Consider the following 24,157-nt stretch of genomic DNA (forward strand, 5'->3'; position numbering starts at 1 on the left):
GACGCTGATGTCCATGAGCGCAACAACAATTCAGCCAGTGGTCACGGACACTACTGTCGACCACACCGAAGACATTGCGGCCATCGAGCAGATCATCGCCAATGTCGAAACCGCATACAACACCAACGACGCTGAACTGATGACCGCCGACGTCACTGCCAATGCGGCAGTGGTCAATGCGGTCGGCGCGCTCACCGTCGGAAAAGACGCATTGCTGGAGGCGAATCGGCGGGGGCTGGCGGGATTCCTGAAGGACCAGTATGTCCGTTACGAGGTCGCCGACATCGTATTCCTGCGCCCCGATATCGCGATCGCGCACAAGCTCGCCCGCGCGACGACGGCCGAGGGTGAGCTGATCGATATCGACCACGCGATGATCGCGCTGTACGTGTTGGTCAAAGAGAACGGTCGGTGGTGGACGGCGGCGCGGCAGAACACATTGATCCCACAGGCGAAATAGCCCTCAATTCGGGGGCGCGGCGAGCCGTTCCTCCCGCGTCGGGAAGCGACGGCGGCGAACGGTCGCGCAGTGCGACCAGATGGCCTGCTCGACCTCCTCCTTCGAGGCATGTCCGTCGAATCGCACCAGCACTTCGGCGCGGGCCTGCCGTGCGATATTCACCTTCCTGCGGTACTGCCGAAAGATCTGTACCTCGCCGTTGCGGTCCTCGTCCAGGTACTCGTAGTCCATGCCGTAGTAGGCGTATGTCCCGAGTGTCGCGAGCGAGGTTGCCCACGAACGCAGCTGGTCGCGCGCACCGAAAATCGTGACCATGCCGCCGAGGCGGTCGATCCGTTCCCAGCCGGTCGGCACATCGGCGAAATTCCAGTCGCGCTCCCCCGGCCCCTTCGCCCGCCACTGCCGCAGCTCGTCCACGGCGGTATCCAGACCGAACGTCTGCCAGCGCACCGTGCCCTGTGAACCGTCGCGGAATGGCAGCCGCCGACGCAAGGCGACGGCGGCGGCGCGGGTGAAGACGGTCAGGTCAGCGGGCACCAGCACGATCGGATCCGAAGGTGCGGCGTCGAACGGATTGGGATCCAGATGCGCCGGATCGATGACGACGATCGTGCCCGGCCGCCGCTGATATGCCAGGCCCCACAGCAGTCGACCCAGCATCCGCGCACCGCGCCAATCGGAGAGCACATGCCAGGTCTCATGGAAATGGTTGGTGGCGAAGCGGAAATCGCTGCCGGGGCGCAGGCTCAGCACCGTATACACCCGCCCGTCGAGCACCATGGTGCGTCGATGCAGTTTCGCCATCTTGTCGGTGGCCGAACCGGTGCGCGGCCGTTTGTTCTGCGCGGCCACGTTCACCTCCAGTTTCTGCCTCGCGTGCATTCCAGGAGACCATGGTCGCCACCGCGCGGCAACGGATTATTTTCGCGCAGTTGAACAGTGGTCCAGAGCACAGCGGTGCGCGCCCAGCCCCGATACATTGGCCATATGAGCAATCCCGGGGCGGGGGTTTTAGCCGTGATGCCGCTGCATACGATCAGCGAGGTCTACGGCGAAAGCGGACTGCGCGAACGACTACTGCTGGAAATAGCCGAACTGTCGGATACCGAACGGCTGAACGAGGCATTGGATCTGGCTACCGAATTGCACCGCGACGATCGTTACGGGCGCGAACCGTATCTGAGTCACCTACTGCGCGTTGCCATTCGGATCGTCAGCCACTACGAGGTGCGGGACCCGGACGTCGTCGCGGCCGGGCTGCTGCACGATTCGGTCGAGGATCATCCGGTCGAACTGGCCGGCGCGCGTCCCGGGTCGCCGACTGAGGCCGCCCTCGCCGAACTCTCGGCCCGGTTCGGCGACCGGGTCGCCGAACTCGTCGCCGCCGTCACCAATCCGCAACCGGATCCGGATAGCGATCGGCACGCGCAATACCGCGAACATGTGGCGGCCAATCTCGATCGCGCGCCATGGGCCCGCATTGTCAAACTCTCCGACTTCACCGATAACGGTGTCGGGATCCTCTATGCCGAGGGTCCGTCTATGCGCAAACTCGCCACCAAGTACCGCCCGCTCACCAATATTTACCGCGATCTCGTCACCCGCGCCGATACTCCGCTCGCCGAGCACGTCAAACGACATATCCTGCACCAACTCGACAGCGCCGACGAACGATTCGACGCCATACTCGCCAGGGACTAAGGCGCGCGCAGCACCGATTCGACGAGTTCACGAACCGCCGCGAGCAGTCGTTCGGTCTGTCCCGCACGTGCGAGTCGCGGCACCTGTTCGCCACCCAATGCGCCGAGCAGGAGCCTGCCGACCACCTCGGCATCCAGGTCCGGACGGGCCTCGCGCAGCAGCGCGGTGATATGGGCGTCCCAGAATTCGTGGATTTCGGCGGCGCGTGGATGCGGCGGACCCTGCAGGTAGGCGACCGTGACCTCGATGTTGTCGGTCATCATTCGCACGAAGGCGTCGAAGAAGGCCAGCAGTCGCTGCCCGGCCGGTGCCCCTGGGCCCAGCGGCGGCGGGCCGCTCCGGACGGCATCCATCACGGCGAAGGTGCTCTCGGCGATCATCTCGTGCAGTAATCCGGCGCGATTACCGAAGCGATGGAAGATCGTGCCCTTACCGACCCCGGCGGCCGCCGCGACCCGATCCATGGTGAGCGCGTCGGCGCCGTGCTCGGCCAGCAGTGCGGCGGTCGCGGACAGGATCGCCTGCCTATTCCGGGCGGCATCCGCCCGTTCCCTCGGGCGTTCGTCGGTCATTCCACCACCTTCATTGACAACTTGACCGCCGGTCCATATCGTTCCAAATATCTGGACCGACAGTCAAGTTATGGAGTTATCGATGAAGGCAATCGTAATGACGGGCGTAGGCGGACCCGAGGTCCTGGTCGCACAGGATGTCGCCGTACCGCATCCAGGCACCGGCGAATTGGTGATCCGCGCCGAGGCGATTCCGGTGCTGTTCCCGGAGACCAAGCTGCGTTCGGGTGAATTCCCGATGGCGGTCGAACCACCCGTTGTCTTCGGTTTTCAGGCCGCCGGAGTGGTCGTCGAGATCGGGGACGGAGTCGATGCGGCCTTGTTGGGCCGACGGGTCACGGTGGCGACCCGGGGCTTCGGCTCCTATGCCGAATTCGTCTGCGCCCCAGCAGCTTCCGTGACCGCGATACCGGACACCCTCACGTCCGTCGACGCTGCCGCCGTCCTGATGGACGGATCGGTGGCACTGCCGCTGCTCGCGACCGCGGCGCTCGCCGGCGGCGAAACGGTCCTGATCGAGGCCGCCGCAACAGGAATCGGCAGCGCACTGACCCAACTCGCCAAGGAATTCGGTGCCGCGCGCGTCATCGCAACCGCTGGTGGTCCCGAAAAGTCCGCGCACGCATCGGCATTGGGCGCGGACGAGGTCATCGACCACAACGCGCCGGACTGGCCGACCCGACTGCGCGAAACCCTCGACGGAACAACCATCGACGTCGTCTTCGATTCCATCGGCGGCACCACCGCCCGAGACCTACTGGCGGTCATGACCCCGGTACGCGGCCGAATCCTCAGCTATGGATGGCTCTCTGGAGCCCCAGCCCAGATCTCCACAGCGGATCTACTCCCCTACGGCCTGACGCTCACCGCCTGCGCCGGACCGGCCTGGCTCGCCGAGGTATCCCGTTGCGGCACTGCCGTCCTCAACCGAGCTACCACCGGAACCCTGTCTCCCCAAGTCGATTCCGTGCTTTCCCTCGACGAGGCGGCCAAAGCACACCAACTCGTCGAGCAGCGCTCCTGCATCGGCAAGATCGTTTTGCGTCCCTGACACATCGCAGCCGTCACCCCAGCGGCACTCTTCTCCTCGGAAGCGCTCGTCGGCGCTGCGCATCCAAGCAGAGGCGGAATCTCATGGGACGTTCCGCATGGCACGCCGGATTGAAATGAACTGTCGCCGTTGATGTTTCCCGTGGAGCATCCGGTGCGTCGACTGCATTGTTGCACCGAGTGCATCCGCGGGTCAGTGGCGGCGGGCGAAAGTCGGGGCATGTTCGGGGAGTATTCCTCGAGCGATCAGGAAGGGGGGAATGGTGCGGAGGATGGGGATTCGGCGCAGGATGCGTAGCGGCAAGGGCGTAGTTGCGGCATTGGCGATATTGATGCGGCCGGATAGGGCGGGCCCTATTACGGCGGCGTGCAGGATGCGTTGCAGGCCCTGAGTGACGGCGGTCGGGAGGGTACGGCGACGCTGCACCTTGGCGAGATCACGGGTGGTCACGGTGCCCGAACTCAATAGTGGAGCAAGGATTCTCGCGGTGGCGACCGCATCCTGAATCGCGAGGTTGATTCCGACCCCACCGGCGGGGGACATGGCGTGGGCGGCGTCGCCGATGCAGAGCAGACCATCGGTGTACCACTTGGTGAGGCGGTCCAATTTCACGTTGAGCAGTTTCACCTCGTCCCAGTCGCGCAGCGCATCCTCCCGGTCGCGCAGCCACGGTGCGGATTCGGCCATGCTGCGCACGATTTCGGTGGCCGGACCACGTCTGGCCGTCGCATCGCCTCCCTTCGCGATGAGCGTCGCGACCTGCCAGTAGTCACCGCGGTCGAACATGACCGCGGCCCGGTTGGCGCTGAGCAGTCCGATCAAACCGGCGGGGTCGATATCGGTGCGCGGCAGGCGGAACCACCACACATCCATCGGCGTCGGCCAACTACGGGACCCGAGGCCGACTTCGGCCCGCAGCACCGAATCGCGGCCATCGCAGGCAACTGTCAGATCGGCGCGGATTTCGCCGGTTTCGCCGGCTCTGGTGCGGTAAGTGACACCCGCGACCCGACCGTCCTCCCGGATCACCGCTGTCGCTTCGGTATTCATACGCAGCCGGAAGCTCGGCTCCCGGTCGGCCGCTCCGGCCAACAGGTCGAGCAGATCCCACTGCGGCACCATCGCGATGTATTTGTGCGTACCGGGCAAATGTTCCAGCGTGAACACCGTCTGCACCGAACCGCGGATCGGCAGCTGGATCTGCTGCAGCTTGCGCGCGGGCAGTTTCGCGAATTCCTCGCCGAGGCCTAATTCGTCGAGCAGGTCCAGGGTCGTGGGATGTACTGTGTCGCCGCGGAAGTCGCGCAGGAAATCATTATGCTTCTCCAGAACGGTGACATCGATACCGGCGCGGGCCAGCAGCAGCCCGAGCACCATTCCAGCCGGTCCACCACCAACCACCAGACACGTCGTACGTTGCATTGCCCCGACCTCCCTCCGTGCGCACGCGCCGGACGGACATTCCGCGGGCGCGGATGTAGCGATACCTTGGGCCGACTTCAATGGTATGTCGCAGCCGAGCACAAGGTCCGCAACCGGTCAATCTCTCATCTCGAGCCGCTCAGAAGGGTGCGTCGGCGGCCAGCTGACCCACTTCCGGCAGGTAGGGGTCGAGTTCGCCGGATTCGAACCGCGACATGCCGATGACATGCCAGAACTGCCCGGCGATATTGCCCTCGAATTTGTATCGACCATCGGGCGCGAGCGCCGCCCATCCTTCGGGCAGACCGAGCAGGATCGCGCGAATCGACGGCGCGTCATCCTCCGGCCGCGACCACAGCAGGATATTTCCGTCGTCGCCGCCGCTTGCCAGCAGCTTGCCGGACGGGTCGAAGCTCAGCGACCAGACTCGGCGCTTATGCCCTTCGAGGGTATGCAGATGACGTCCGGATGCCATGTCCCACAACCGAACGACCAGATCATCGCCCCCGGTCGCCAATGTGCCGGTGCGCGGATCGACCGCGGCGGTCCAGAGCCTGCCGGTATGCCTGGTCAGCGTATGCAGCGCAGCACCGGATTCGACATCCCAGATGCGGGCGGTGGTATCCCACGACACGCTGGCGAGGCGGTCTTCGTGGAAGGCGACCGTGTACACCCGGTCACGATGTCCGCTCAGCGCCCGCAGGAACCGTCCGGAGCGCACATCCCACAGCCGAACCACGGAATCGTCGCAGCCGGTCGCCATCAGCGCACCGTCGGCGCTGAACGCGATCGACCGCACCCGCCCGCGATGTTCGGCGCACACGGCATGCAGTGCGCCGGTGGTGCGCACCCAGATGATCACCGTGTCGTCGTCATTGGCGGTCGCCACATAGTCGCCGGTCGGGTCGAAGGCAGCGGCCCAGATCGGTGCGGATTCGACATTGATGTGCCGCTCGTACAAGTCGGCGTCGAGGTTGAACAGGCTGAGCCGCCCGTCGTTGCCGATGAGACCGAGCTGATGGCGGCCGAGTTTGCTGAATATCGCCGATTCGAAGGTGAGCAAGCGGTCTTCGCTGCCGATCAGTCGACGTACCAATCGCCCGGTCACCGGGTCCCACAGCCGAACCACACCATCGTTACCAACGCCGGAGAGCAGGGTGCCATCCGCATTGAAGCTGACCGTGCGGACCTGGCGGCTATGGCCGGTCAATGTGTGTTTGCAGATGCCGGTCACCGGATCCCAGAGCCTTGTGCTGAATTGGTCGTCGGTAATGGCCAATTGGGAACCGTCCGGGCGAAAGGCGAAGGGCCAGATGGAACCGGTATGCGCGGTGAGCCGGTGTCGCAACTCCCCGGTCTCGCTGGCGCGCAGACAGACCAGTCCGGCGCTGTCGCCCGAGGCGAGCAGATCACCCGCCGGATCGAAACCGAGCCAGTAGATCGCCGCCGTATGTTCGGTTAGCGACTGCCGCTGCACGCCGGTGTCCGCATCCCACAAACGCAGTCCGCCATCGGTATCCCCGCTCGCCACGATCGGGAGGCGAGGATGGAAGGCCACCGTATAGACCCGCCCGGTGTGGCCCGAGAGATCGCGAATCTTGCGGCAATTCAACGGATCCCACAGCGTCAGCGTGCCATCGACGCCACCGACCGCGAGCAGCTCGCCGGTCGGATTGAACGCCACCCGGAACACCGAACCGGACGCACCGCTGAATTCCCCGCTTTCCCTCCCACTTTCTATATCCCACAGCCGCACGGTGCCATCGCGATACGAGGCGGCGACCAGCGGTCCACGAATATCCAAGCTGTAGACGAGTTCCCCACCGCCAGCCGCGGGACGGCATTCGTGTCGCAGTTCGCCACTCGGCAACGTCCACAGCCGCAGCACGCCATCGGCGTCACCGGTGGCCAGCAGATCACCGGCGGGGCTCAGCACCACCGGCCACGGCCAGTTCTTGTGCCCCAATAGGATTCGGCGCAGTTCGCCGGTGTCGGCATCCCAGATGCCCACAGTGCCGTCGCCGGAGCCGGTCACCAGCACCGTATCGGTGAACGCCACCGCGAACGTCCGGTCACGGTGGGTCTGCAAGGTGCGCAGCGGCCTACCGGTTTCGGCATCGCAGATGAGCACACCGCCGTCATCGCTGCCGATGGCCAGCGTACCGCCGTCCGGGTTGTAAGCGACCGGCTGTGGCAGTCGGCCGTGCCTGGCGTGGAAGCCGTGCCGTACTCCGATCGCGGCAGGTGCGAATTCGGTCTGCGCCGCGACTCCTGGCACCCACGCCGCACCGCGCAGATCAGTGCCGGTCGGGGTGCCGGTTACCTCGATGAGTGCCGCGCGGGACCAGCGGCTACCGCTTGCCCGAGATCCGGTCAGATCGGTGTGCACCAGGCGGGCGCGGGTGAGATCGGCCTCCCCAAGATCCGCACCGACCAGGCTGGCCTCGTCCAGACGCGTGCCGACCAACCGCGCACCGCGCAGTACGGCCCGATCGAGGTTCGTGCCGACCAATCGGGCGCCGCTGAGATCGGCTCCGGTGAGATCGACATCGCGTAGATCCCGATAGGACAGATCCTCCCCCGCCAGGCTCGCACCGCGCAGATCCGCTGTCGGTGCGGTGCGCAACCGGGTCGCCACTCGAATGGCATTGGTGCGCGACACTTCGTCGGCCGCTTGGTCGGCGAGCACACCCTCGGCCCACGTACGCAGTGCCCCGTTATCGGCGAGGTCACAGAGGAAGTCGATCGAGAGTTGGGATAGCGGAGACTGGCTCAACTGGGCGGGCGCGAGGGTGCCGACCTCGAATTGTTCGGCAATGTGGTTGGCCACCAACCATTCCATCACCGAGGAATGGATGAAGCCGAACAGGTTGTCCTCGGTGCGCACCAGCAAGCTGCCCGAGCCGATGGCGTGCGCCGACTGCTGCACCGACATCCGGCTCGATCCGGTCAGCTCGGCCGAATCCGCTGCCACCTCGGTCAATTCGGACAGCCGCAGATATGGTTCGCCGGTTTCCCAGACGCGCAGCGCGAATGCCGTGACACCGAGCCATAATTCGTGCAGGCGCAGCCCAGGCAGCGCACCGGCCACGGCCGCGGTCCGGTCGGCCTCGTAGGTGAGCCAGGACTCCAAGATCTCCCGATACAGCCCAGCAGGACCAACCGCCTGTTTGGCGCCCGCCGCTGCCCGAAGCCGCCGCTCGTCCAGATCGGCGATGAAGCCGAGCATTCGGGGATTCTGTGCCAGCCCGAGCAGATCCTCGATACCGGTGATCAACCCCATTCTGGCGTCGGCGCGCCGGATATCGCCGCCGTAGCGATTGGTCAGGAAGGCGTGGATTTGGGCGGGCGCGAAATCCTCGATGCTCACTATGCGCCGATCCTGCAGCAGACCAACGCGTTCACCGAGCGCGGTGAGCACCTGGGCGCGGGATTCGAAATGCTGAGTGCGACTGGCCACGATGATCTTGGCCTTACCGACGGCGGCCTGCAGCAGAGTTTCGAGGTGATCGGCGGCGAAGTCGTAGCTGATTCGGGTGACGAGTTCGTCGAAGCCGTCGAACAGCAACACCACCCGGCCCTCGCGCAGCATGTAGTGCAGCGCCTTCAGATCGATCCGGTCCTCGCCGTGATTGGCCAGATGTGCGGCGACCAGACCGTCCACCGAATGGGTTTTGTCCAAGGCCCGCAGGTCGATCAGGATTGGGATCAGCGCGGGCATGGTTTCGGTGATGCGGCGGGCCAACTCGCGCAGCGCGAAAGTTTTCCCGCGCCCGAAATCACCGAGTATCAGGATGAATCGGCCGTGGTCGGCCGCGATCACCTTCATCAGTTCGCCGACCAGATCGTCACGGATCTGCTGATCACCGTGTTCGAGGATCCGGAAGCGCTGCGGCACATACAGATCCGGCGGATAGGTGCGATCGGCGCGTAACCGCGCCGCCTGCTGCGTGAGATAGTCGTCCAGATCGAGCAGTCCCTGGAATTCAGTGAAGCTGCGCACCCGCAGACCGTGGCTGGCAGCCTCCTCGCGCAGCGAACGCGGCGGCGCCGCACCGCGGTACACGAGTTCGGAACCGTATTCCGGATCGTGGCCGAGGAAGTCCTCCACCACCTGCCTGGTCATATCACCGACGTGCACACCGACGCGCCACTGGGCGATGACCTCGTCGTCCTCCTTGGTGATCAGCAGATGCGGCGGGTCAACCTCGACCCGCCGGACTTTCGCACCGGGATAACGGGTTTCGCACACCTCGGCCACACGCTCCAGCAGCCGCCCATGCGGATCGACCGTGGGAGTTTCGGTAGGTGGGTCCGCAAGCTCCGGTTCGTCCGTTCCGAGGAGCTCGGGCTGTTTGGCAGTCGGCAGCGCCGCGGTCACCTTCAACCAATCGAAGTCGAATTGCGCGGTGGACTCTCCGCGCCCGGAGAACCTGGCGAGTCCCGCGGCCGTCAACTGGATGATCTCGTCGCGCCCCGCAGCGGCGGCGGGCAGGACGGGCAGCGTCTCGTCGAGCCGATCCAGATGCGGCCCACCGGGTCCCGGGCCGTGCAGCAGCAGATTCAACCGTCCACCCAGCAGCCGAGACAGCGTATCCGCATCGCGCAGCAGATCGGGATCATGGGCGGGCGTGCTCGCCCCGGGCAGCGGATCGTGCCGGACGACGCCGAGACGCAACCACCCGTTCTCCTCGAACGGGCGCAGCCGTTCGGCGAACCAGGACGCCTGCGGTTCGCCGATCCGGCCGTAATTGTCCTCGGGCAGATGGGTCGCGGCCATGGTCGAATTCAGTCCGGCGACCACCACCCGCAATTCGGGAATCGGGAACAGTGTCCACGGCTGACCGATATCGAAGACGAGGTGATCCAGGCCCTGATATAGGGCACCGAACATTCGAGCGTACTGCTCGAGCTTGGGGAAGTACGGTGGCTGCGGTTTGCGATCGCGAGCCTCGCAGTTCAGGAAGTACGCGTGACAGGCGGGTTTCGAGACGTCGTGATTGCCGGGCACCACGATTAGCCGCTCCGGACCGAGGCCGAGCAGCATGCGTAATCCGCTCAGAAAGGTCAGCGCTTCGTCGATCTCGCGTGGACGGCCGGATTCGGTCATATCGCCGGACACCACGATCAGGTCCGGTTTGGCCACACCTTGGTTCACCAGATGAGTGACATTGGCGTGGATGTGCGCCTGCAATTCGGCGGCGGTGCTCGGTTCGTCCGGCGCGAGCAACCCGCGACCGAAACGCGGACCCGCGACATGCAGCACGGAGACGCTGGTACGCGGCTCGTCATGGTCGTTGGCACCCGGAAAGGCAGGGGCCGCAACCGGTGCGCGGCGCGACACTACGGATTCGGGTGTGTCCGTGATGGTTTCGATGGCGAATCGGTCCGGACCATCGTGTGGGAAGCCAGGTTCCGACGGCGGCTTCGCCCGCCCCGCGAGCAGATGTCCGACTCGCTCCAGCAGGATTCGGCGCGCCTCCTCGGCGGTGGACACCCGCACCAGGTCGAGATACGTGATGGTGGCGAGCAGACCCTCCAGCGTGCATTCGGCAATGCGCACCGGCATCAACTTGCCCGGGTCGGTGCGGTAGGCGGCCTGCCATTCCATGGTCCCGTAGTAGGAACCCAGATAGTTCTGCGACAACACCACCAGCACCACCGCCGAATCGCGCACGCCGCGATCCATGAAGTCGATGAAGTTGGTGCCGGGCACGAAATCCCACGCCTGGATGAGGGTGCTGTAGCCCGCGGTCTCCAACTGCCAAGCCAGCCAGGTGGCCCATCGCTCGTCGGCCGGTGAATAACTGATGAAGAAGTCCCGCCGCCCACCCGAAGTCACAGCATCAGTATGCCCCGACGGGGCGCCGCGCCAAACGGAAGAAGATCATTACCAGGCGGACCGAATGCGGAAGTACCCCAGTCGACATGCTGCATGATGGGCATGTGTCCGAACAACAGGTCGATTCCGCCGCGGCGAACCAGCCGTCGAGTGCCCTGGTGTCCGCGCCGCCGAGACGGGCACTGAGCACACTGGATTGGGTCCGGCTCGGACTGCTCGCGGCTGGACTGCTCTGCGTGGCGACCGGATTGCTGCCGCGCGCCGAGGCCGCCGACAATATGCGGCGGATCGGTCCGCTGTTGCTTTTCCTGTGCAGTGTGATAATTCTCGCGGAGCTGACGCGGCAGGCGAAGGTGTTCGATGTGATCGCACACCGGCTCGCCATTCTCGGCCGCGGCTACTATCCGGCGTTGTTCCTGCTCTGTGTGCTTTTCGCAGCGGCGACAACGATTCTACTCAATCTCGATACCACTGCCGTTTTGCTGACTCCGGTCATGCTCGCGCTGGCGGTACCGGCCCGCATTCCACCGCTGCCGTTGGCGATGACCACGCTCTGGCTGGCCAATACGGCGAGTCTGCTGCTGCCGGTCTCGAATCTCACCAATCTGCTCGCCGCCGACCGGGTCGCGCTGCGCGCCACGGATTTCGCGACGCGGATGTGGGCACCGCAGCTGGTGTCGATCACGGCAACCATGGTGTGCCTTTGGGTCTGGTACTGGCGGCGCGGGCGACGTGAAGCCGACCGGTACGTACCGCCGGAACCGATTCGTCCGGCCAATGCCAGGGAGCGCACGCTGCTCTACACAACGGCAGGCGCGTGTCTGCTGTTCATTCTGGCGATCCCGTTCGTGGGTGACCGGATCGGTATCGCCGCCACCCTCGCCGCCGCCATTGCGGTGGTCGCCTTTGCCATCTTCGATCGTTCGTCAGTGCGACTATCGCTGATCCCATGGCAGTTGCTGGTTTTCGTGGTCGGGTTGTTCCTGGTGGTGCCGACGCTCAGCAGGTTCGGACTCGCCGATGTCATGCGGGCGCTGATCGGACACGACTCCGGAGTAGTCGGGGCGTACCGCGCGGCGGGCGCGGGTGCCGGATTGTCCAATGTGGCCAACAATCTTCCGGCTTACACCGCAGGTGAGGCGGTAGTGCCAGCGGAAAATCGAAATCAGTTGCTGGCCTTGCTCATCGGCGTCAATGTCGGGCCGATCGTGACGCCGTGGGCGTCACTGGCGACCCTGCTTTGTCTGGAGTTCTGCCGTTCCCACGGAGTTCGGGTGCCGATGCCGCGGTTCGTGCTCACCGGACTCGGGCTCGCGCTCGTCGCCACGACCGGTGCCGTAGCCGCGCTGCTCGCGACGGGATAGCTCAGCCCGGCAGCCCCGTCACGCTCACCTCGGCAGCGGCCTTCACCAGCAATGCCAGCTCCGGCAGCATCTCGGCGCTGGCGGCAATGAAGTCCACTTCGCCGCCGGGAAGTTCGAGATGGTCGTTGAGCGGTGCTCCGTCGAAATCGGTGATGTGGATACCGGATTCGCGGGCCAGCAGGATGCCTGCGGGCAGATCGACCAAACCCGCTCGGTAACCGACGAATCCATCGATATCGCCGCGGGTCAACATGACCCAGCACAGCAGCGGAGACCACAGTTGGATCAGGCGACGGGAGCCTGATTCCAGGGCCAGGCGCAGCGCGCGGGCCGTCGTGTCGGTGCGGGCCACCGGATAGCCCTGCAGCCAGGCCAGGGTCGGGGCGGATTCGGAGGGACGGTGCCGAGGTCGCCACAGCGGGCCGTCCGGACCGGTCGCTCCGGATCCGCGCACGGCGGACCAGGTGCGCTCGGCCAATGGTTCGTGGACGATGCCCAATACCGGAACTCCGTTATGGCACAGCGCGATACCGATCGTGCAGACCGGCAGTCCGATGGCGATGTTATTGGTGCCGTCCAGCGGGTCGACGACCCAGCACCAGGAATCGTCGGCGCCGTGCAGCCCGGATTCCTCGGCGAGGATGCGATGGTGCGGGAAGGCCCGGCGGATATGGCCGACGATGATATGTTCCGCGCGCAGGTCCAGATCCGTGACCAGATCACCGCTGGCGTCCTTGGTGCGGACCGTGAGTGATCCGGCCAGACCCTCTCGAATCGCCCCACCCGCCTCGATCGCCGCCTCGCTGGCAACCTCGGCAGCGGTCATCAGGATGGTGTCCAGCCGGTCGAAGGGGCTGATCGGATCCGGATCGGGCAGCGCCGGACCGTCCGGTGGCAGCACCAGGTTCGCTACGTCACCTGCTCGCATCGGTCCTCCAGTTGTTCCGGCAGGGTGGATTCCTGCTGGGAGACGGCGGCCGGCGGAGCCGGCAGGGTGGGTAAGTACAGCTGGTCCAGCACCGTTTGCGCGGCGCGCCGGATCTCGGTCGGGGTACAACCGGTTCGGTGCACCCAGTGGTCGACAGTGGCGATGGTGCCGAGAGATCGGTCCGTTCGACCGCGGCGAACTTCGCCGAGTACCACGGTGGCCGCCTCGCCGCGCACGTCGGAGAGGTGAAATACCCCGTGTGGGAGGGTGTATACCTCGCCCGCGCGGAAATGCTCAGTGGACCGGGTGCGATAGCGAACCAGACGATCGGTCGCGCGGACCACGTCACCGTCGGCGCCACTGTGGATTTCGAAGATGCGATGGGTCGCGCGGTCCGCAGAGCTCTCCACTTCGAGTATTTCGTTGCCGACCTCGCCGTACAAGACGACGCTGAGCAGATCCCAACTGTGCGCGTGCATCGCCGAGGTCGTCGGATGCGAGCGCAGTCCTTCGGTCCAGACGTGCACGCAGACGCCGAGTCCGCCGTCGCGCCACGCGGGAAAACACAAGAACCCCAACGGATGCCGGACCGCGCCGACCTCGACGCGACCGTCGAGCACCGCGGTCATGAAATCACGCGCCCAGCCTCGCACCGCGGGGCCCGCCGCATCGGAGCCGATCAGCTTACGTAGTCGCGTGTAGTCGTTCATTCAGTACGGATTCCTCGGCTGCAGTGCGCGTCGCACGATATCGGCGACATCGCGATCGGTATAGGAAGCCGGGAGCGCGAGACCGAGCAGATCGAATAACGCACGAGTTTGATCGACCGACGGCTCGTCGGCGAGCGCGAGTTCCTCGCTCCGGCTCAGGGGCACCTGTCTGGCCTGCTTGAAACTGGCCACGAGTTCGCGGTTGAAGTCCCGGTAGTAGGGCTTGTCCCGCTCGAACATCAGGGCCGGAGTATTCGGGTTGTCCTGCGTGACAATGACGCAACTCGAGGAGAGGTCCCAGCGGAAGGTCGTCATCACCGTCGAGAGTCCGACATCGATGGTCAGGAAGGTGAACCGCTGCCGGTACCAGCACGCCGCGAGCACCGTCGCGAAGGACTCCTTGCGGGTCCGCTCGGTAGTCCACAATTCGCCGGTGCGGTCGGCCTCGGGCACTAGCGAGGAGCGGAACTGCGCGTAGGTCTTGCACAGCTGCTCATTGGTCGGATCCAGCACCTCCACCTGGATGCGCAGCGGACGTTGTTCGCGGCGCGCGTTTTCCACGCACTCCCGCAGCGTCACCGCGCGCAGATAGGTTCCGGTGCCGCCCTTGAAGAGCCACTGTTCGGTACCGCGCCGGGCCAGCGTATGCGCGTGCCCGATCTCGGGACCGTAGAGCAACTGCACCGAGGTCGTATCGCGAATGGCCCTGGCCGACAAGTGCCGATCGCGCAGGAGCGTGGTGGCCAGCAGGCCGAGTACCAGGAGAATGACCGCGTTGATCAGATCCGAATCGAACAGGCCGATATCGATCAGCGATATCACGCCGAAAATCACCGCGAGCACCAATGCGACGAGACCGTCGATATTGTTGCGCAACCAGATCAGCACCCGTGCCATAGGTTTTCGGCCTCCCCTAGGGTTTCTACCCAGGATAGGTGCACCGGTGTCGACGCAGCGAGCGAACCGTCGAGTCCCACTGGCGGAGACGGCGTCCCGTCGCGCGGCGAGGATACGGCGGGCCCGATCGTAGGGCGCCGATTCGCCGAAGTTCTGGAAGGTCAACGCCACCTGGAAGATGTGGTCGCTCGGCACGAGACGCTGCGGACGGTTTACCCGGATAGCCCCGATGGCGCGGAGTAAGGCCGCTGGCGGCCAGCATTTCCCGGGTACGCGCGTCGGCCACCTGCGCCGTGCAGATCGCAAAGTCGTTCGGGGCCATGTCATCGGCACCGTACGCGCGACCGAGCACGATTCCTCGCCGCACTCGGCGCCGATGAGACCATCGACTCCACAACGATCGATATCGCCGCGACCGTCCGCGACACCGTGATCCAGATGCACGGCGGCGAACCGGCGCTGCGCATGCTCGAAACCTTGTGTCCCGGTTGCATTCTCGTCAACGCGCAAGCGGCATGGACACCAGAACCGGCCGAGTGCGCGGCCGAACCCTCGGCGTGCGCGCCAGCGGCTACCTGATGGAACCGACCGCGCCGACCTCGAAACACTGACCGATCTGGTCGATAAGGGTCAGCTGCGCCCACACGTGGAAACGGTGCTGCCGCTGGAGCAGGTGGCGGAAGCACATCGCCTCGTAGAACAGGCCCGAACCAGCGGGGAGATCGTATTCGCCGTGAGCGACCTAGACCACATACCGGAACCTTGACCTCGAGTGCGGTTGAGGAACCAGGATCGACCGTGCCCAGGTTCACCGAATGCGGTCCGCACCATCCGTCGGTGCACACCGCTGAGCCGGGTACACCCGATTCCGCGAGCCGGTCAGCGTCGGCGGCTCGCGGGTTGGCTCCCGCTGGGCCAGTACACCCACCAGCGGGAGCACGGGGCAATGGCATCGGTCGCGGCACGTCGTCTGAAACATCAACAGCCGCAGACCATTTCGGCATGCGGCCGCGCCAACGGCAATCAGGCGGAGACCGCGATCTCCCACTCGTACACGGTGAGTTCCGAGGAACCGGTGGTGTGCACCGGATCGGTGAACGCGATTTCCCTTGCGGCTTCGAGACTCTCGGCATGGATCACGTACGCACCGCCGGTGCCGTCGGTGAACCGACCGCTCTCCACCAACTGCCCGCGTTCGAGCAACTCGTTCAGGAACTGCCTATGCGGTTCGATCACGGCCGGGTCGAACGACGACTTGCGCATCGCCATGACCAGGTACTTGTTGGTCACGCCTGCGACTCCGGACGCGGTGCCCTGGTCGCCGCGGCGGCCGCACGCACCTGCGGGGCGACCAGCACGACTTGACCGAGCACACCGTTGACGAATCCCGGCGAATCGTCGGTGGACAGCTCCTTGGCCAACTCCACCGCCTCGTCGACCGCGACGACCGGCGGAACATCGTTGGCGTGGAACAACTCCCACACCGCGATCCGCAGGATGGCGCGGTCGACCGCGGGCAGTCGGGACAGCTCCCAGTCCTTGAGGTAGGACTCGATGGTGCCGTCCACCCGATCCAGATCATCGGCGACGCCCTCGACCAGGGTGTGGGTGTAGGCATGCAGCGGGGCTACCGCCTGATCCTGGGTGGCCAGCTCGGCCCGCTCGCTGAGCAGGTCGGCCGCGTCCACATCGCGGGCCTCGGCCTCGAAGAGCAGATCGACCGCCCGGCGGCGGGCCTTGTGGCGCGCGCCGAGCTTCTTGAACGTGGACTTCTTGTCTACGGGCTGTTCCGCCACAGCAGTCATTATCCCTGTCACTTGTTTGATGGCGGTAGCAGCGGGCCCCCTGGTCACGCTCCGCTGCCTCCTCCGGGCCCATCGCTACTGCCGCGAAGGACCGGCGATCAGGCGTTCACGCGGCCGAGGTAGCTGCCATCGCGCGAATCGATGCGCAGCTTGTCACCGGTGTTGATGAACAGCGGGACCTGTACCTCGGCGCCGGTCTCCAGGGTGGCGGGCTTGGTGCCGCCGGTGGAGCGGTCGCCCTGCAGACCGATATCGGTGTGCTGCACCTCGAGCTCGACCGTGACCGGCAGTTCGACGTAGAGCGGCGCGCCTTCGTGCGTAGCGACCTGCACGACCATGTTCTCCAGCAGGAACCGCGCGCCCGGTCCGATGGTGTCCTCGGAGATGGAGATCTGGTCGAAGGTCTGGCCGTCCATGAAGACGTAATCCGAGCCGTCGTGGTACAGGTAGGTCATATCGCGACGGTCGACGGTGGCGGTTTCCACCTTGACGCCCGCGTTGAAGGTCTTGTCGACGACCTTGCCGGACAGCACGTTCTTCAGCTTGGTCCGCACGAAGGCAGGGCCCTTACCCGGCTTGACGTGCTGGAATTCGACGATCTGCTGGAGCTGACCGTCGATCTTCAGCACGAGGCCGTTCTTGAAGTCGCTGGTGTCCGCCACTGTTCTCGGATCTCCTAGTTCTGGATATGCGGTCTCGGTGACCGGCGTCATTCGACGACGGTCAGCTCTTTGCTGGTGTTGGTGAGCAGATCCGGGCCCCCCTCGCGCACCACGAGCGTGTCCTCGATCCGGACGCCGCCGCGGCCGGGGAAGTACACACCTGGTTCGACGGTCACCGCCACGCCAGACAGAAGTGTACCGGTTCCGGTTTTGGCGATTCCCGGCGCTTCGTGGATTTGCAAGCCGACACCGTGTCCGAGACCGTGCACGAATAGCTTCCCGTGTCCGGCCTCCTCGATCACCGCACGCGCCGCCGCATCCACATCGGTGACCGGCGCACCGGGCCTCAATGCCTCGCGCCCGGCCCGCTGCGCCGCCTCGACCAGCGCGTACACCTCCCGATGCCAGTCGGATGCGGTGCCGAGTACGAAGGTGCGGGTCATATCGGAGTGGTAGCCGCCGACCACGGCACCGAAGTCGATCTTGACGAAATCACCGATTGCCAGGACCGCCCCGGTGGGCCGGTGATGCGGGATGGCGGAGTTCGCACCGGTAGCCACGATGGTCTCGAAGGCGACCGCATCGGCGCCGTGTTCGAACATCGCCCACTCCAGATCCCTGGCGACCTGACGTTCGGTACGGCCGGGGCGCAGGGCGCCGCGTTCCAGCAGGGTCGCCAGCCCGGCATCACCCGCGGCGCAGGCGGCACGCAACTGTTCGATCTCGTAACCGTCCTTGACCATCCGCAACTGTTCGACCAGCCCAGGAGTGGCGACGAATTCCAGACCGGTCTTCTGCTCGATGAATCCGCGATGCTGGTCGACGGTGACGATGTGGCTCTCATAACCGACCCGGCCGAGCTGCCACTCTCCCGCGAGTTCCACGATTCGTCGGGCGGTGGCCCTCGCGATTTCGGCGCGCAGGTCGGGCACCTGCTCGACGACCTGGCTCAGATAGCGCCCGTCGGTACCGATCACGGTGCGCTCTTCGGAATTACGGATATCCCAGGAGGTCACCAATAGTGCGGCATTGGACCCGGTGAAGCCGGTCAGGTACCTGATGTTCACCAGATCGGTGACCAACAGCGCGTCGACCTCGTTCTCCACCAGCAGACTGCGCAGTGCGCTACGGCGCGTAGCGTAGTCGGGCCCAGGGCCCACGTGATCAGCAGACATGTCTCAAAACTACCGCCGACACACCGTAGATCCCGCATAAAACACCGGTCTAGCGGTATTCGAGCGAGGCGATCGATGTTCACATATCGATCGGTTATCCCCAATTCGGAATCGGGGGCTGCTTCCACGATCGGGGCGGACGAGGCTGAAAGCCATGTCCCCCATCGCTTTTGCCCTGCTGGCGACTTGGTGCTCAGTGCTCACCGTCTTCGATATCCGACAGCGTCGACTACCCAATGCGCTCACCGCCTCCGGCGCAGTGATCATTTTCGGATACGCGCTGTTCACAACACAATTCACCGCCGCGGTGGTCGGCTCGGTCCTATTGACGATGCCATATTTATTGGTGCACTTGATCGCACCGGCCGCACTGGGGGCCGGTGATGTGAAACTGGCCGTCGGGCTCGGCGCGGTCGCCGCACTCGGCGGCGCGCAGGTGTGGGTGCGGGCGGCGCTCGTCGCACCGATTCTGACCGCGGCATTCGGGCTCGCCGTATTGGCTCACTGGCGGATTCGATCCGGTGCTGATCGGGCCGGACCACCTGCGTTACCCCATGGGCCAGCCATGTGCCTTGCGACGGCGCTGAGCCTGGCGGCGGCATATGGCCAGCCGATGCCGTAGCGCCACCGTGCCGGTGATCACGGCGGGCCGCGTGCCGGAGCACCCGCGCCGACATGGGAAGATGGACAGCGTGTTGCGCTGGATAACTGCCGGAGAATCCCATGGTCCCGCTCTTGTCACCATCCTCGAAGGGATGGTGGCCGGTGTCGAGGTGACATCCGACGAGATCTCCGCTCAGTTGGCACGCCGCCGGCTCGGGTACGGGCGCGGCGCCCGGATGAAGTTCGAGGCCGATAAGGTCACCGTCATCGGCGGGGTGCGGCACGGGCGCACCATGGGTGGTCCGGTGGCCATCGAGATCGCGAACTCCGAGTGGCCCAAGTGGACGACGGTCATGTCCGCGGATCCAGTGGACGAGGACGAACTCGCGGATCTGGCCCGCAATGCACCACTGACCCGGCCGCGGCCCGGCCATGCCGACTACTCGGGCATGCTCAAGTACAACTTCGACGACGCCCGCAATGTATTGGAGCGGGCCAGCGCCCGCGAGACCGCCGCGCGGGTGGCGGCGGGCACGGTCGCCAGGAACTTCCTGCGCCAGGCCTTCGGCGTCGAGGTCATCTCGCACGTCGTCTCGATCGGTACCGCCGCCAATACCACCGGTATCGTGCCGACCGCCGCCGACCTGGCCGCGATCGATGAGAGTCCGGTGCGTGCGTTCGACAAGGACGCCGAGGCCGCGATGATCGCCGAGATCGAGGCCGCGAAGAAGGACGGCGACACCCTCGGCGGTGTGGTCGAGGTGGTCGTGGACGGACTACCGGTCGGATTGGGTTCGTTCATCAGCGGCGCGGATCGGCTGGACTCGCGACTCGCGGGCGCGCTCATGGGGATTCAGGCGATCAAGGGCGTCGAGGTCGGCGATGGTTTCGAAACCGCGCGCCGCCGCGGCAGCCAAGCCCATGACGAGATGAAGCCGGGACCGGACGGCGTGCTGCGCTCGACCAACCGCGCCGGTGGCCTCGAGGGCGGTATGACCAACGGCGAGCCGCTGCGCGTGCGCGCCGCGATGAAGCCGATCTCGACTGTGCCGCGCGCGCTGGCCACGGTCGATATGACCACCGGCGAGGAGGCAGTCGCCATCCACCAGCGCTCGGACGTCTGTGCCGTGCCCGCCGCGGGTGTGGTCGCCGAGACCATGGTCGCACTGGTCGTCGCGCAGGCCGCGCTGGAGAAGTTCGGCGGGGATTCGCTGGTCGAGACCGTTGACAACATCACCAGCTACGTCAAGCGCGTCGGCACCCGACCACACGTGCGGCAATGATCGTACAGTCCGATCCGCGCGCACCGCGCGTGGTGCTGGTCGGACCGCCGGGGGCGGGGAAGTCGACGATCGGCCGCAAGCTCGCCAGGGAACTCGGTGTCGAGCTCTACGACACCGATGCCGGAATCGAACGCGAGACCGGACGCACCATCCCAGAGATCTTCGCCGAGGACGGCGAACCGGAATTCCGCCGGATCGAGGAGCAGGTGGTGCGCCGGGCGATCCTCGCCGAACGTGGTGTGGTCTCACTCGGTGGTGGGGCTGTACTGTCCAAAGACATCAGGGCGCTGCTGCGCAATCGCACTGTGGTGTATCTGGAAATCAGTGTGGCCGAAGGACTTCGGCGTACCGGCGCGAGTACCCAGCGGCCACTGCTCAACGGTGCGGATCCGGGTGCGAAATATCGGGAACTGATGCGCAAGCGCAGGCCGCTGTACCGGGAGGTCGCCACGGTGCGGGTGCGCACCGACGGTCGCAGTCCGGGCCGGGTGGTGCGGATGATCATGGTGAAGTTGGGCATGGAATCGGTGCTGCCGCAAGACTCGGAGCCCGATTCGAGCGGACCCCCGGCGGCTGCCGTAGCGCCGAAACCACAGGGCAGCAATAGATCTCGTGCTCGGCGCGCTGCCAGGGCCCGGGCGGCTGCCCGTCGTCGGGCCGCCGCCGCACAGGCGGATGGCGCAGAATCCGCGGCGTCCGAGCGGATCAAGCCCACGGGCAAGATCACCGCGAGCAACCGAATCACGACCGATACCGCCACAGTCGACCGCCCGAAGCCAACCGGCAAAATCGCCAATGGCCGTGCCGGTTCCGAAGGATCCGGTGACCCGCCAACACCTGGAAGCCGGTCCCGCCGCACCCGGGCCCGGCGCGCCCGCGCGCGAGCGCTCAAACAAACAGCACGCACAGAATCGGAGCCGAGTACACGTGAGTGAGCGAAGCGAGCGAGCTATCAGCCCAGCTGAGCAACAGCCGACAAGCCCAACCGAGCCGAGTCGCATCGAGGTCCGCACCGCCGATCCATATCCGGTGATCATCGGCCGCGGCCTGCTCGGTGAGCTCGTCGAGTCGGTCGTCGGCGCGACCACCGGCGTACGCACCGTCGCGATCTTCCATCAACCGCCCCTTGCCGAAACCGCAGAGGTGGTGCGCAAAGCCTTGGCCGACAAGGGTGTCGACGCGCACCGCGTCGAAATCCCGGATGCCGAGGCGGGTAAGGATCTGGCCGTGGCCGGCTTCTGCTGGGAGGTGCTCGGCCGCATCGGCCTGACCCGCAACGACGTCGTGGTATCCCTCGGCGGCGGGGCGGCCACCGATCTGGCCGGATTCGTCGCCGCCACCTGGATGCGCGGGGTGCATATCGTGCATGTGCCGACCACGCTGCTGGCCATGGTCGACGCGGCCGTCGGCGGTAAGACCGGTATCAATACCGAGGCGGGCAAGAATCTCGTCGGCAGCTTCCACGAACCGGCCGCGGTGCTGGTGGATCTAGCGACCCTGGAAACGGTGCCGCGCAATGAGATCGTCGCGGGTATGGCCGAAATCATCAAGGCTGGTTTCATCGCCGACCCGGTGATCCTGGACCTGGTGGAGCGCGATCCGGAGGCCGCACTCGACCCGACCGGCGATGTGCTGCCCGAACTGATCCGCCGCGCCATCCAGGTGAAGGCCGATGTCGTCGCCGCCGATCTCAAGGAAGCCAGCCTGCGCGAAATCCTCAACTACGGCCATACCCTCGGCCACGCCATCGAGCGCCGCGAGCGCTACCGCTGGCGGCATGGTGCGGCCGTCTCGGTCGGTCTGGTCTTCGCCGCCGAACTCGGGCGCCTCGCCGGACGCCTCGACGATGCCACCGCCGACCGGCACCGCAGCGTTCTGGCCAGCGTCGGCCTGCCGACCAGCTACGACGCCGACGCCCTCCCACAACTCCTCGACGCCATGCAGACCGATAAGAAGACTCGCTCCGGCGTGCTGCGGTTCGTGGTCCTGGACGGCCTCGCCAAACCCGGCCGCCTCGAAGGTCCGGACCCCACCCTGCTGGCCGCGGCCTATTCGGCCATCGCGCGCGAGGACAGCGCCAGCGGCGGCGCGATCCTGCTGTAAACACGAACGTTGAGGCGGCGCATCCGAGTCGGCTGCGCCGCTTCGTCACGACGCCGACATCGCCCCACCGGCTGCATGGGCGGACTCCGCAACCGTCCTCGTCGACCATGTCCACGGTGAACAGGCCGACCGGAACCGCCCGCAGCGAACAGGATTGCGGCCCAGCTGGAAAACGAAGGCGACCCTGGTCGGCCGTATCGGCCGATCAGGGTCGCCTCCAGTCGAATACGTGAGCCGCTACGCGGGAGTCGCGGCGGCGCCAGGTGCCTGGGGTGTAGGCCGATCAGCGGACTTGTTGATCTGGCGGTCGGCAATGATGCGGCCGATGCCGATGCCGATAAGACCCGGGATGAAGACCAGCAGAACGATGAAGGACGCCCCCGCGGTCAGTTCGAAGAGCAGACCGTTATCGCCGAGATCGAATCGGGGCAGCCAGTCCAGCAGCCACGAGACCACGCCGCTGCCCAGACCCGCGGCGACCGCGGCCTCGAGCCACAGGATGGTCAGGTCGGAGCCGTGCTCCGGATCCGGATGGACCTCACGGTCTCGGCGGCCATCGAGCACACCCCAGAACACGACCGCGACGAGCAGCACCACCAGGCACAGCGGTCGCATCCAACTGCCCTGGGTCGGCCAGTACACCATCGCGAATCCCAGCGCGGCACGCAGGAAAACGACCAGCGCACCGAGCCCGATGGCCCGCAACACCCAACCATTCATGGTCAACACCATAGCCTCGAGTCGGCCGGATCCAAATGAGAACCGGTTACAGATTTATCGCCGCGGCCATTTCCGCGTGCGGCGCCGGGCGGCCGGTGAACTGTTCGACCTGCCCATAGGCCTGATTCAGCAGCATCTCCAGCCCGCCGACCACCGTGTGCTCGGCCCGCACGACCGCAACGGCCAGTGGCGTCGGCCATGGATCATAGATGGCGTCGAGCACCACTGGGGCCGCCGCCACTGCCTCGGCGACGACCGCGGCCGCCTCTGCCGGGATCGTGCTCACCACGGCACCGGCATCCGCGCACGCCCCGCGCAACGCGTCCTTGTCGAAGCCGATCACGGCGGTGGTCATACCGAGCCGCTCCGCGAGATCCACCGCGTTGCGCGCCCTTTCGGCATCGCGGGCGACAACCGTCACCGTTTTCGCCCCGAGTTCGGACAACGCGAGCAGCGCCGGACGCGCGGTCCCGCCCGCACCGAGCACGACGGCCTCGGTCAATTCGCCGACACCAGCACCGCGCAATGCGCCGAGTACCCCGTCGACGTCGGTGCAGTCGGCACGCCAACCCCGCGAACCGGTCCGAACCAAGGTGTTCGCCGAGCCCACCAGCACCGCACGCTCCGTGCGTTCGCTCGCATATGCGAGGGCGGCTTCTTTACCCGGCATCGTCACCGAAAGCCCGATCCATTCCGAGCCGAGCCCATCGACCAGACCGGGCAACTGCTCGGCCGAACATTCGATCCGCTCATAGGTCCAGTCGAGGCCGAGGGCACGGTAGGCCGCCAGATGTAGCTGCGGCGACCGCGAATGCGCGATCGGCTTACCCAGCACGGCCGCCTTGCGCGTTGTCGGCAT

21 protein-coding genes and 1 pseudogene are annotated in these 24,157 nt (G+C 65.8%); 9 read left to right on the forward strand and 13 right to left on the reverse strand.

Annotated elements, in window-relative coordinates:
• Positions 1-13: 13 nt before the first annotated feature.
• On the forward strand, positions 14-460 hold the full coding sequence (locus tag ACQP2U_RS26425; RefSeq protein WP_433709944.1) for an SgcJ/EcaC family oxidoreductase: 447 nt from the start codon (positions 14-16) through the stop codon (positions 458-460).
• A 3-nt stretch (positions 461-463) separates the two neighbouring features.
• Here the strand turns inward: ACQP2U_RS26425 and ACQP2U_RS26430 are convergent, their stop codons facing one another.
• Complete coding sequence (locus ACQP2U_RS26430) at positions 464-1,342, reverse strand: hypothetical protein (protein ID WP_433709945.1); 879 nt, start codon at positions 1,340-1,342, stop codon at positions 464-466.
• Positions 1,343-1,447: 105 nt separating this feature from the next.
• Between ACQP2U_RS26430 and ACQP2U_RS26435 the strand changes: the two genes are divergently transcribed.
• Complete coding sequence (locus tag ACQP2U_RS26435) at positions 1,448-2,161, forward strand: HD domain-containing protein (RefSeq protein WP_433709946.1); 714 nt, start codon at positions 1,448-1,450, stop codon at positions 2,159-2,161.
• Here the strand turns inward: ACQP2U_RS26435 and ACQP2U_RS26440 are convergent.
• Entirely contained in the window at positions 2,158-2,733 is a 576-nt protein-coding gene (locus ACQP2U_RS26440) for a TetR/AcrR family transcriptional regulator (RefSeq protein ID WP_397028744.1), read from the reverse strand. The genes ACQP2U_RS26435 and ACQP2U_RS26440 overlap by 4 nt on opposite strands.
• Before the next feature lie 82 nt (positions 2,734-2,815).
• Here ACQP2U_RS26440 and ACQP2U_RS26445 point away from each other — a divergent pair, with 82 nt between their 5' ends.
• Positions 2,816-3,784, forward strand: coding sequence for a quinone oxidoreductase family protein (locus ACQP2U_RS26445; protein WP_433709947.1), 969 nt, complete (start codon positions 2,816-2,818; stop codon positions 3,782-3,784).
• Between the two features lie 192 nt (positions 3,785-3,976).
• Here the strand turns inward: ACQP2U_RS26445 and ACQP2U_RS26450 are convergent, their stop codons facing one another.
• Together ACQP2U_RS26450 and ACQP2U_RS26455 are read right to left on the reverse strand one after the other, a co-directional pair.
• The gene (locus ACQP2U_RS26450) at positions 3,977-5,206 is read right to left on the reverse strand and encodes an FAD-dependent oxidoreductase (protein ID WP_433709948.1); all 1,230 of its coding nucleotides are present in this window, start codon (positions 5,204-5,206) and stop codon (positions 3,977-3,979) included.
• A 139-nt stretch (positions 5,207-5,345) separates the two neighbouring features.
• Entirely contained in the window at positions 5,346-11,048 is a 5,703-nt protein-coding gene (locus tag ACQP2U_RS26455; protein ID WP_433709949.1) for a TIR domain-containing protein, read from the reverse strand.
• A 104-nt stretch (positions 11,049-11,152) separates the two neighbouring features.
• On the opposite strand from ACQP2U_RS26455, the gene ACQP2U_RS26460 reads away from it, so the two are divergent.
• Positions 11,153-12,412, forward strand: coding sequence for an SLC13 family permease (locus ACQP2U_RS26460; RefSeq protein WP_433709950.1), 1,260 nt, complete (start codon positions 11,153-11,155; stop codon positions 12,410-12,412).
• Position 12,413: 1 nt separating this feature from the next.
• Here ACQP2U_RS26460 and ACQP2U_RS26465 read toward each other — a convergent pair whose 3' ends face one another.
• Genes ACQP2U_RS26465 through ACQP2U_RS26475 form a run of 3 tightly spaced genes read right to left on the reverse strand, consistent with a single transcriptional unit; the run spans position 12,414 to position 14,947 of the window.
• Positions 12,414-13,340 carry an inositol monophosphatase family protein gene (locus ACQP2U_RS26465; protein WP_433709951.1) on the reverse strand — a complete coding sequence of 309 codons (927 nt, stop codon included), beginning with the start codon at positions 13,338-13,340 and terminating at the stop codon, positions 12,414-12,416.
• Positions 13,322-14,050 carry a hypothetical protein gene (locus ACQP2U_RS26470; protein ID WP_433709952.1) on the reverse strand — a complete coding sequence of 243 codons (729 nt, stop codon included), beginning with the start codon at positions 14,048-14,050 and terminating at the stop codon, positions 13,322-13,324. The genes ACQP2U_RS26465 and ACQP2U_RS26470 overlap by 19 nt, the downstream gene beginning before the upstream one ends.
• Entirely contained in the window at positions 14,051-14,947 is an 897-nt protein-coding gene (locus tag ACQP2U_RS26475) for a hypothetical protein (RefSeq protein WP_433709953.1), read from the reverse strand.
• Positions 14,948-15,563: 616 nt separating this feature from the next.
• Between ACQP2U_RS26475 and ACQP2U_RS26480 the strand changes: the two genes are divergently transcribed.
• Positions 15,564-15,713, forward strand: coding sequence for a zinc-binding dehydrogenase (locus ACQP2U_RS26480; RefSeq protein WP_433716590.1), 150 nt, complete (start codon positions 15,564-15,566; stop codon positions 15,711-15,713).
• 257 nt (positions 15,714-15,970) lie between these two features.
• On the opposite strand, the gene ACQP2U_RS26485 is transcribed toward ACQP2U_RS26480, so the two are convergent.
• The 4 genes from ACQP2U_RS26485 to ACQP2U_RS26500 form a co-directional block, all read right to left on the reverse strand.
• Positions 15,971-16,237, reverse strand: a complete 267-nt coding sequence (locus tag ACQP2U_RS26485; RefSeq protein WP_433709954.1) for a YciI family protein — start codon at positions 16,235-16,237, stop codon at positions 15,971-15,973.
• On the reverse strand, positions 16,234-16,743 hold the full coding sequence (gene nusB, locus ACQP2U_RS26490) for a transcription antitermination factor NusB (protein WP_397028729.1): 510 nt from the start codon (positions 16,741-16,743) through the stop codon (positions 16,234-16,236). Before nusB ends, ACQP2U_RS26485 begins: the two co-directional genes overlap by 4 nt.
• Before the next feature lie 107 nt (positions 16,744-16,850).
• Positions 16,851-17,414 (reverse strand): elongation factor P, encoded by a 564-nt coding sequence (gene efp / locus ACQP2U_RS26495; protein ID WP_433716591.1) that lies wholly within the window; start codon positions 17,412-17,414, stop codon positions 16,851-16,853.
• Positions 17,415-17,461: 47 nt separating this feature from the next.
• Complete coding sequence (locus tag ACQP2U_RS26500; RefSeq protein ID WP_433709955.1) at positions 17,462-18,589, reverse strand: M24 family metallopeptidase; 1,128 nt, start codon at positions 18,587-18,589, stop codon at positions 17,462-17,464.
• A 154-nt stretch (positions 18,590-18,743) separates the two neighbouring features.
• Here ACQP2U_RS26500 and ACQP2U_RS26505 point away from each other — a divergent pair, with 154 nt between their 5' ends.
• The 4 genes and pseudogenes from ACQP2U_RS26505 (at position 18,744) to aroB (ending at position 22,578) form a co-directional block, all read left to right on the forward strand.
• Positions 18,744-19,211, forward strand: a complete 468-nt coding sequence (locus ACQP2U_RS26505; protein ID WP_433709956.1) for a prepilin peptidase — start codon at positions 18,744-18,746, stop codon at positions 19,209-19,211.
• Positions 19,212-19,281: 70 nt separating this feature from the next.
• A complete protein-coding gene (gene aroC, locus ACQP2U_RS26510) occupies positions 19,282-20,475 on the forward strand; it encodes a chorismate synthase (RefSeq protein ID WP_397030174.1) in 1,194 nt (397 codons plus the stop codon).
• Positions 20,472-21,146: pseudogene (locus ACQP2U_RS26515) on the forward strand (shikimate kinase); the annotation flags it as partial. The gene aroC and the pseudogene ACQP2U_RS26515, both read left to right, overlap by 4 nt.
• A 256-nt stretch (positions 21,147-21,402) precedes the next feature.
• A complete protein-coding gene (aroB, locus tag ACQP2U_RS26520; protein ID WP_433709957.1) occupies positions 21,403-22,578 on the forward strand; it encodes a 3-dehydroquinate synthase in 1,176 nt (391 codons plus the stop codon).
• Between the two features lie 237 nt (positions 22,579-22,815).
• On the opposite strand, the gene ACQP2U_RS26525 is transcribed toward aroB, so the two are convergent.
• Both ACQP2U_RS26525 and ACQP2U_RS26530 read right to left on the reverse strand, forming a co-directional pair.
• Positions 22,816-23,298, reverse strand: coding sequence for a B-4DMT family transporter (locus tag ACQP2U_RS26525; RefSeq protein WP_433709958.1), 483 nt, complete (start codon positions 23,296-23,298; stop codon positions 22,816-22,818).
• A gap of 46 nt (positions 23,299-23,344) precedes the next feature.
• Positions 23,345-24,157, reverse strand: coding sequence for a shikimate dehydrogenase (locus ACQP2U_RS26530; RefSeq protein WP_433709959.1), 813 nt, complete (start codon positions 24,155-24,157; stop codon positions 23,345-23,347).

Source organism: Nocardia sp. CA-084685 (genome assembly GCF_050955785.1).
Lineage (GTDB): Bacteria > Actinomycetota > Actinomycetes > Mycobacteriales > Mycobacteriaceae > Nocardia.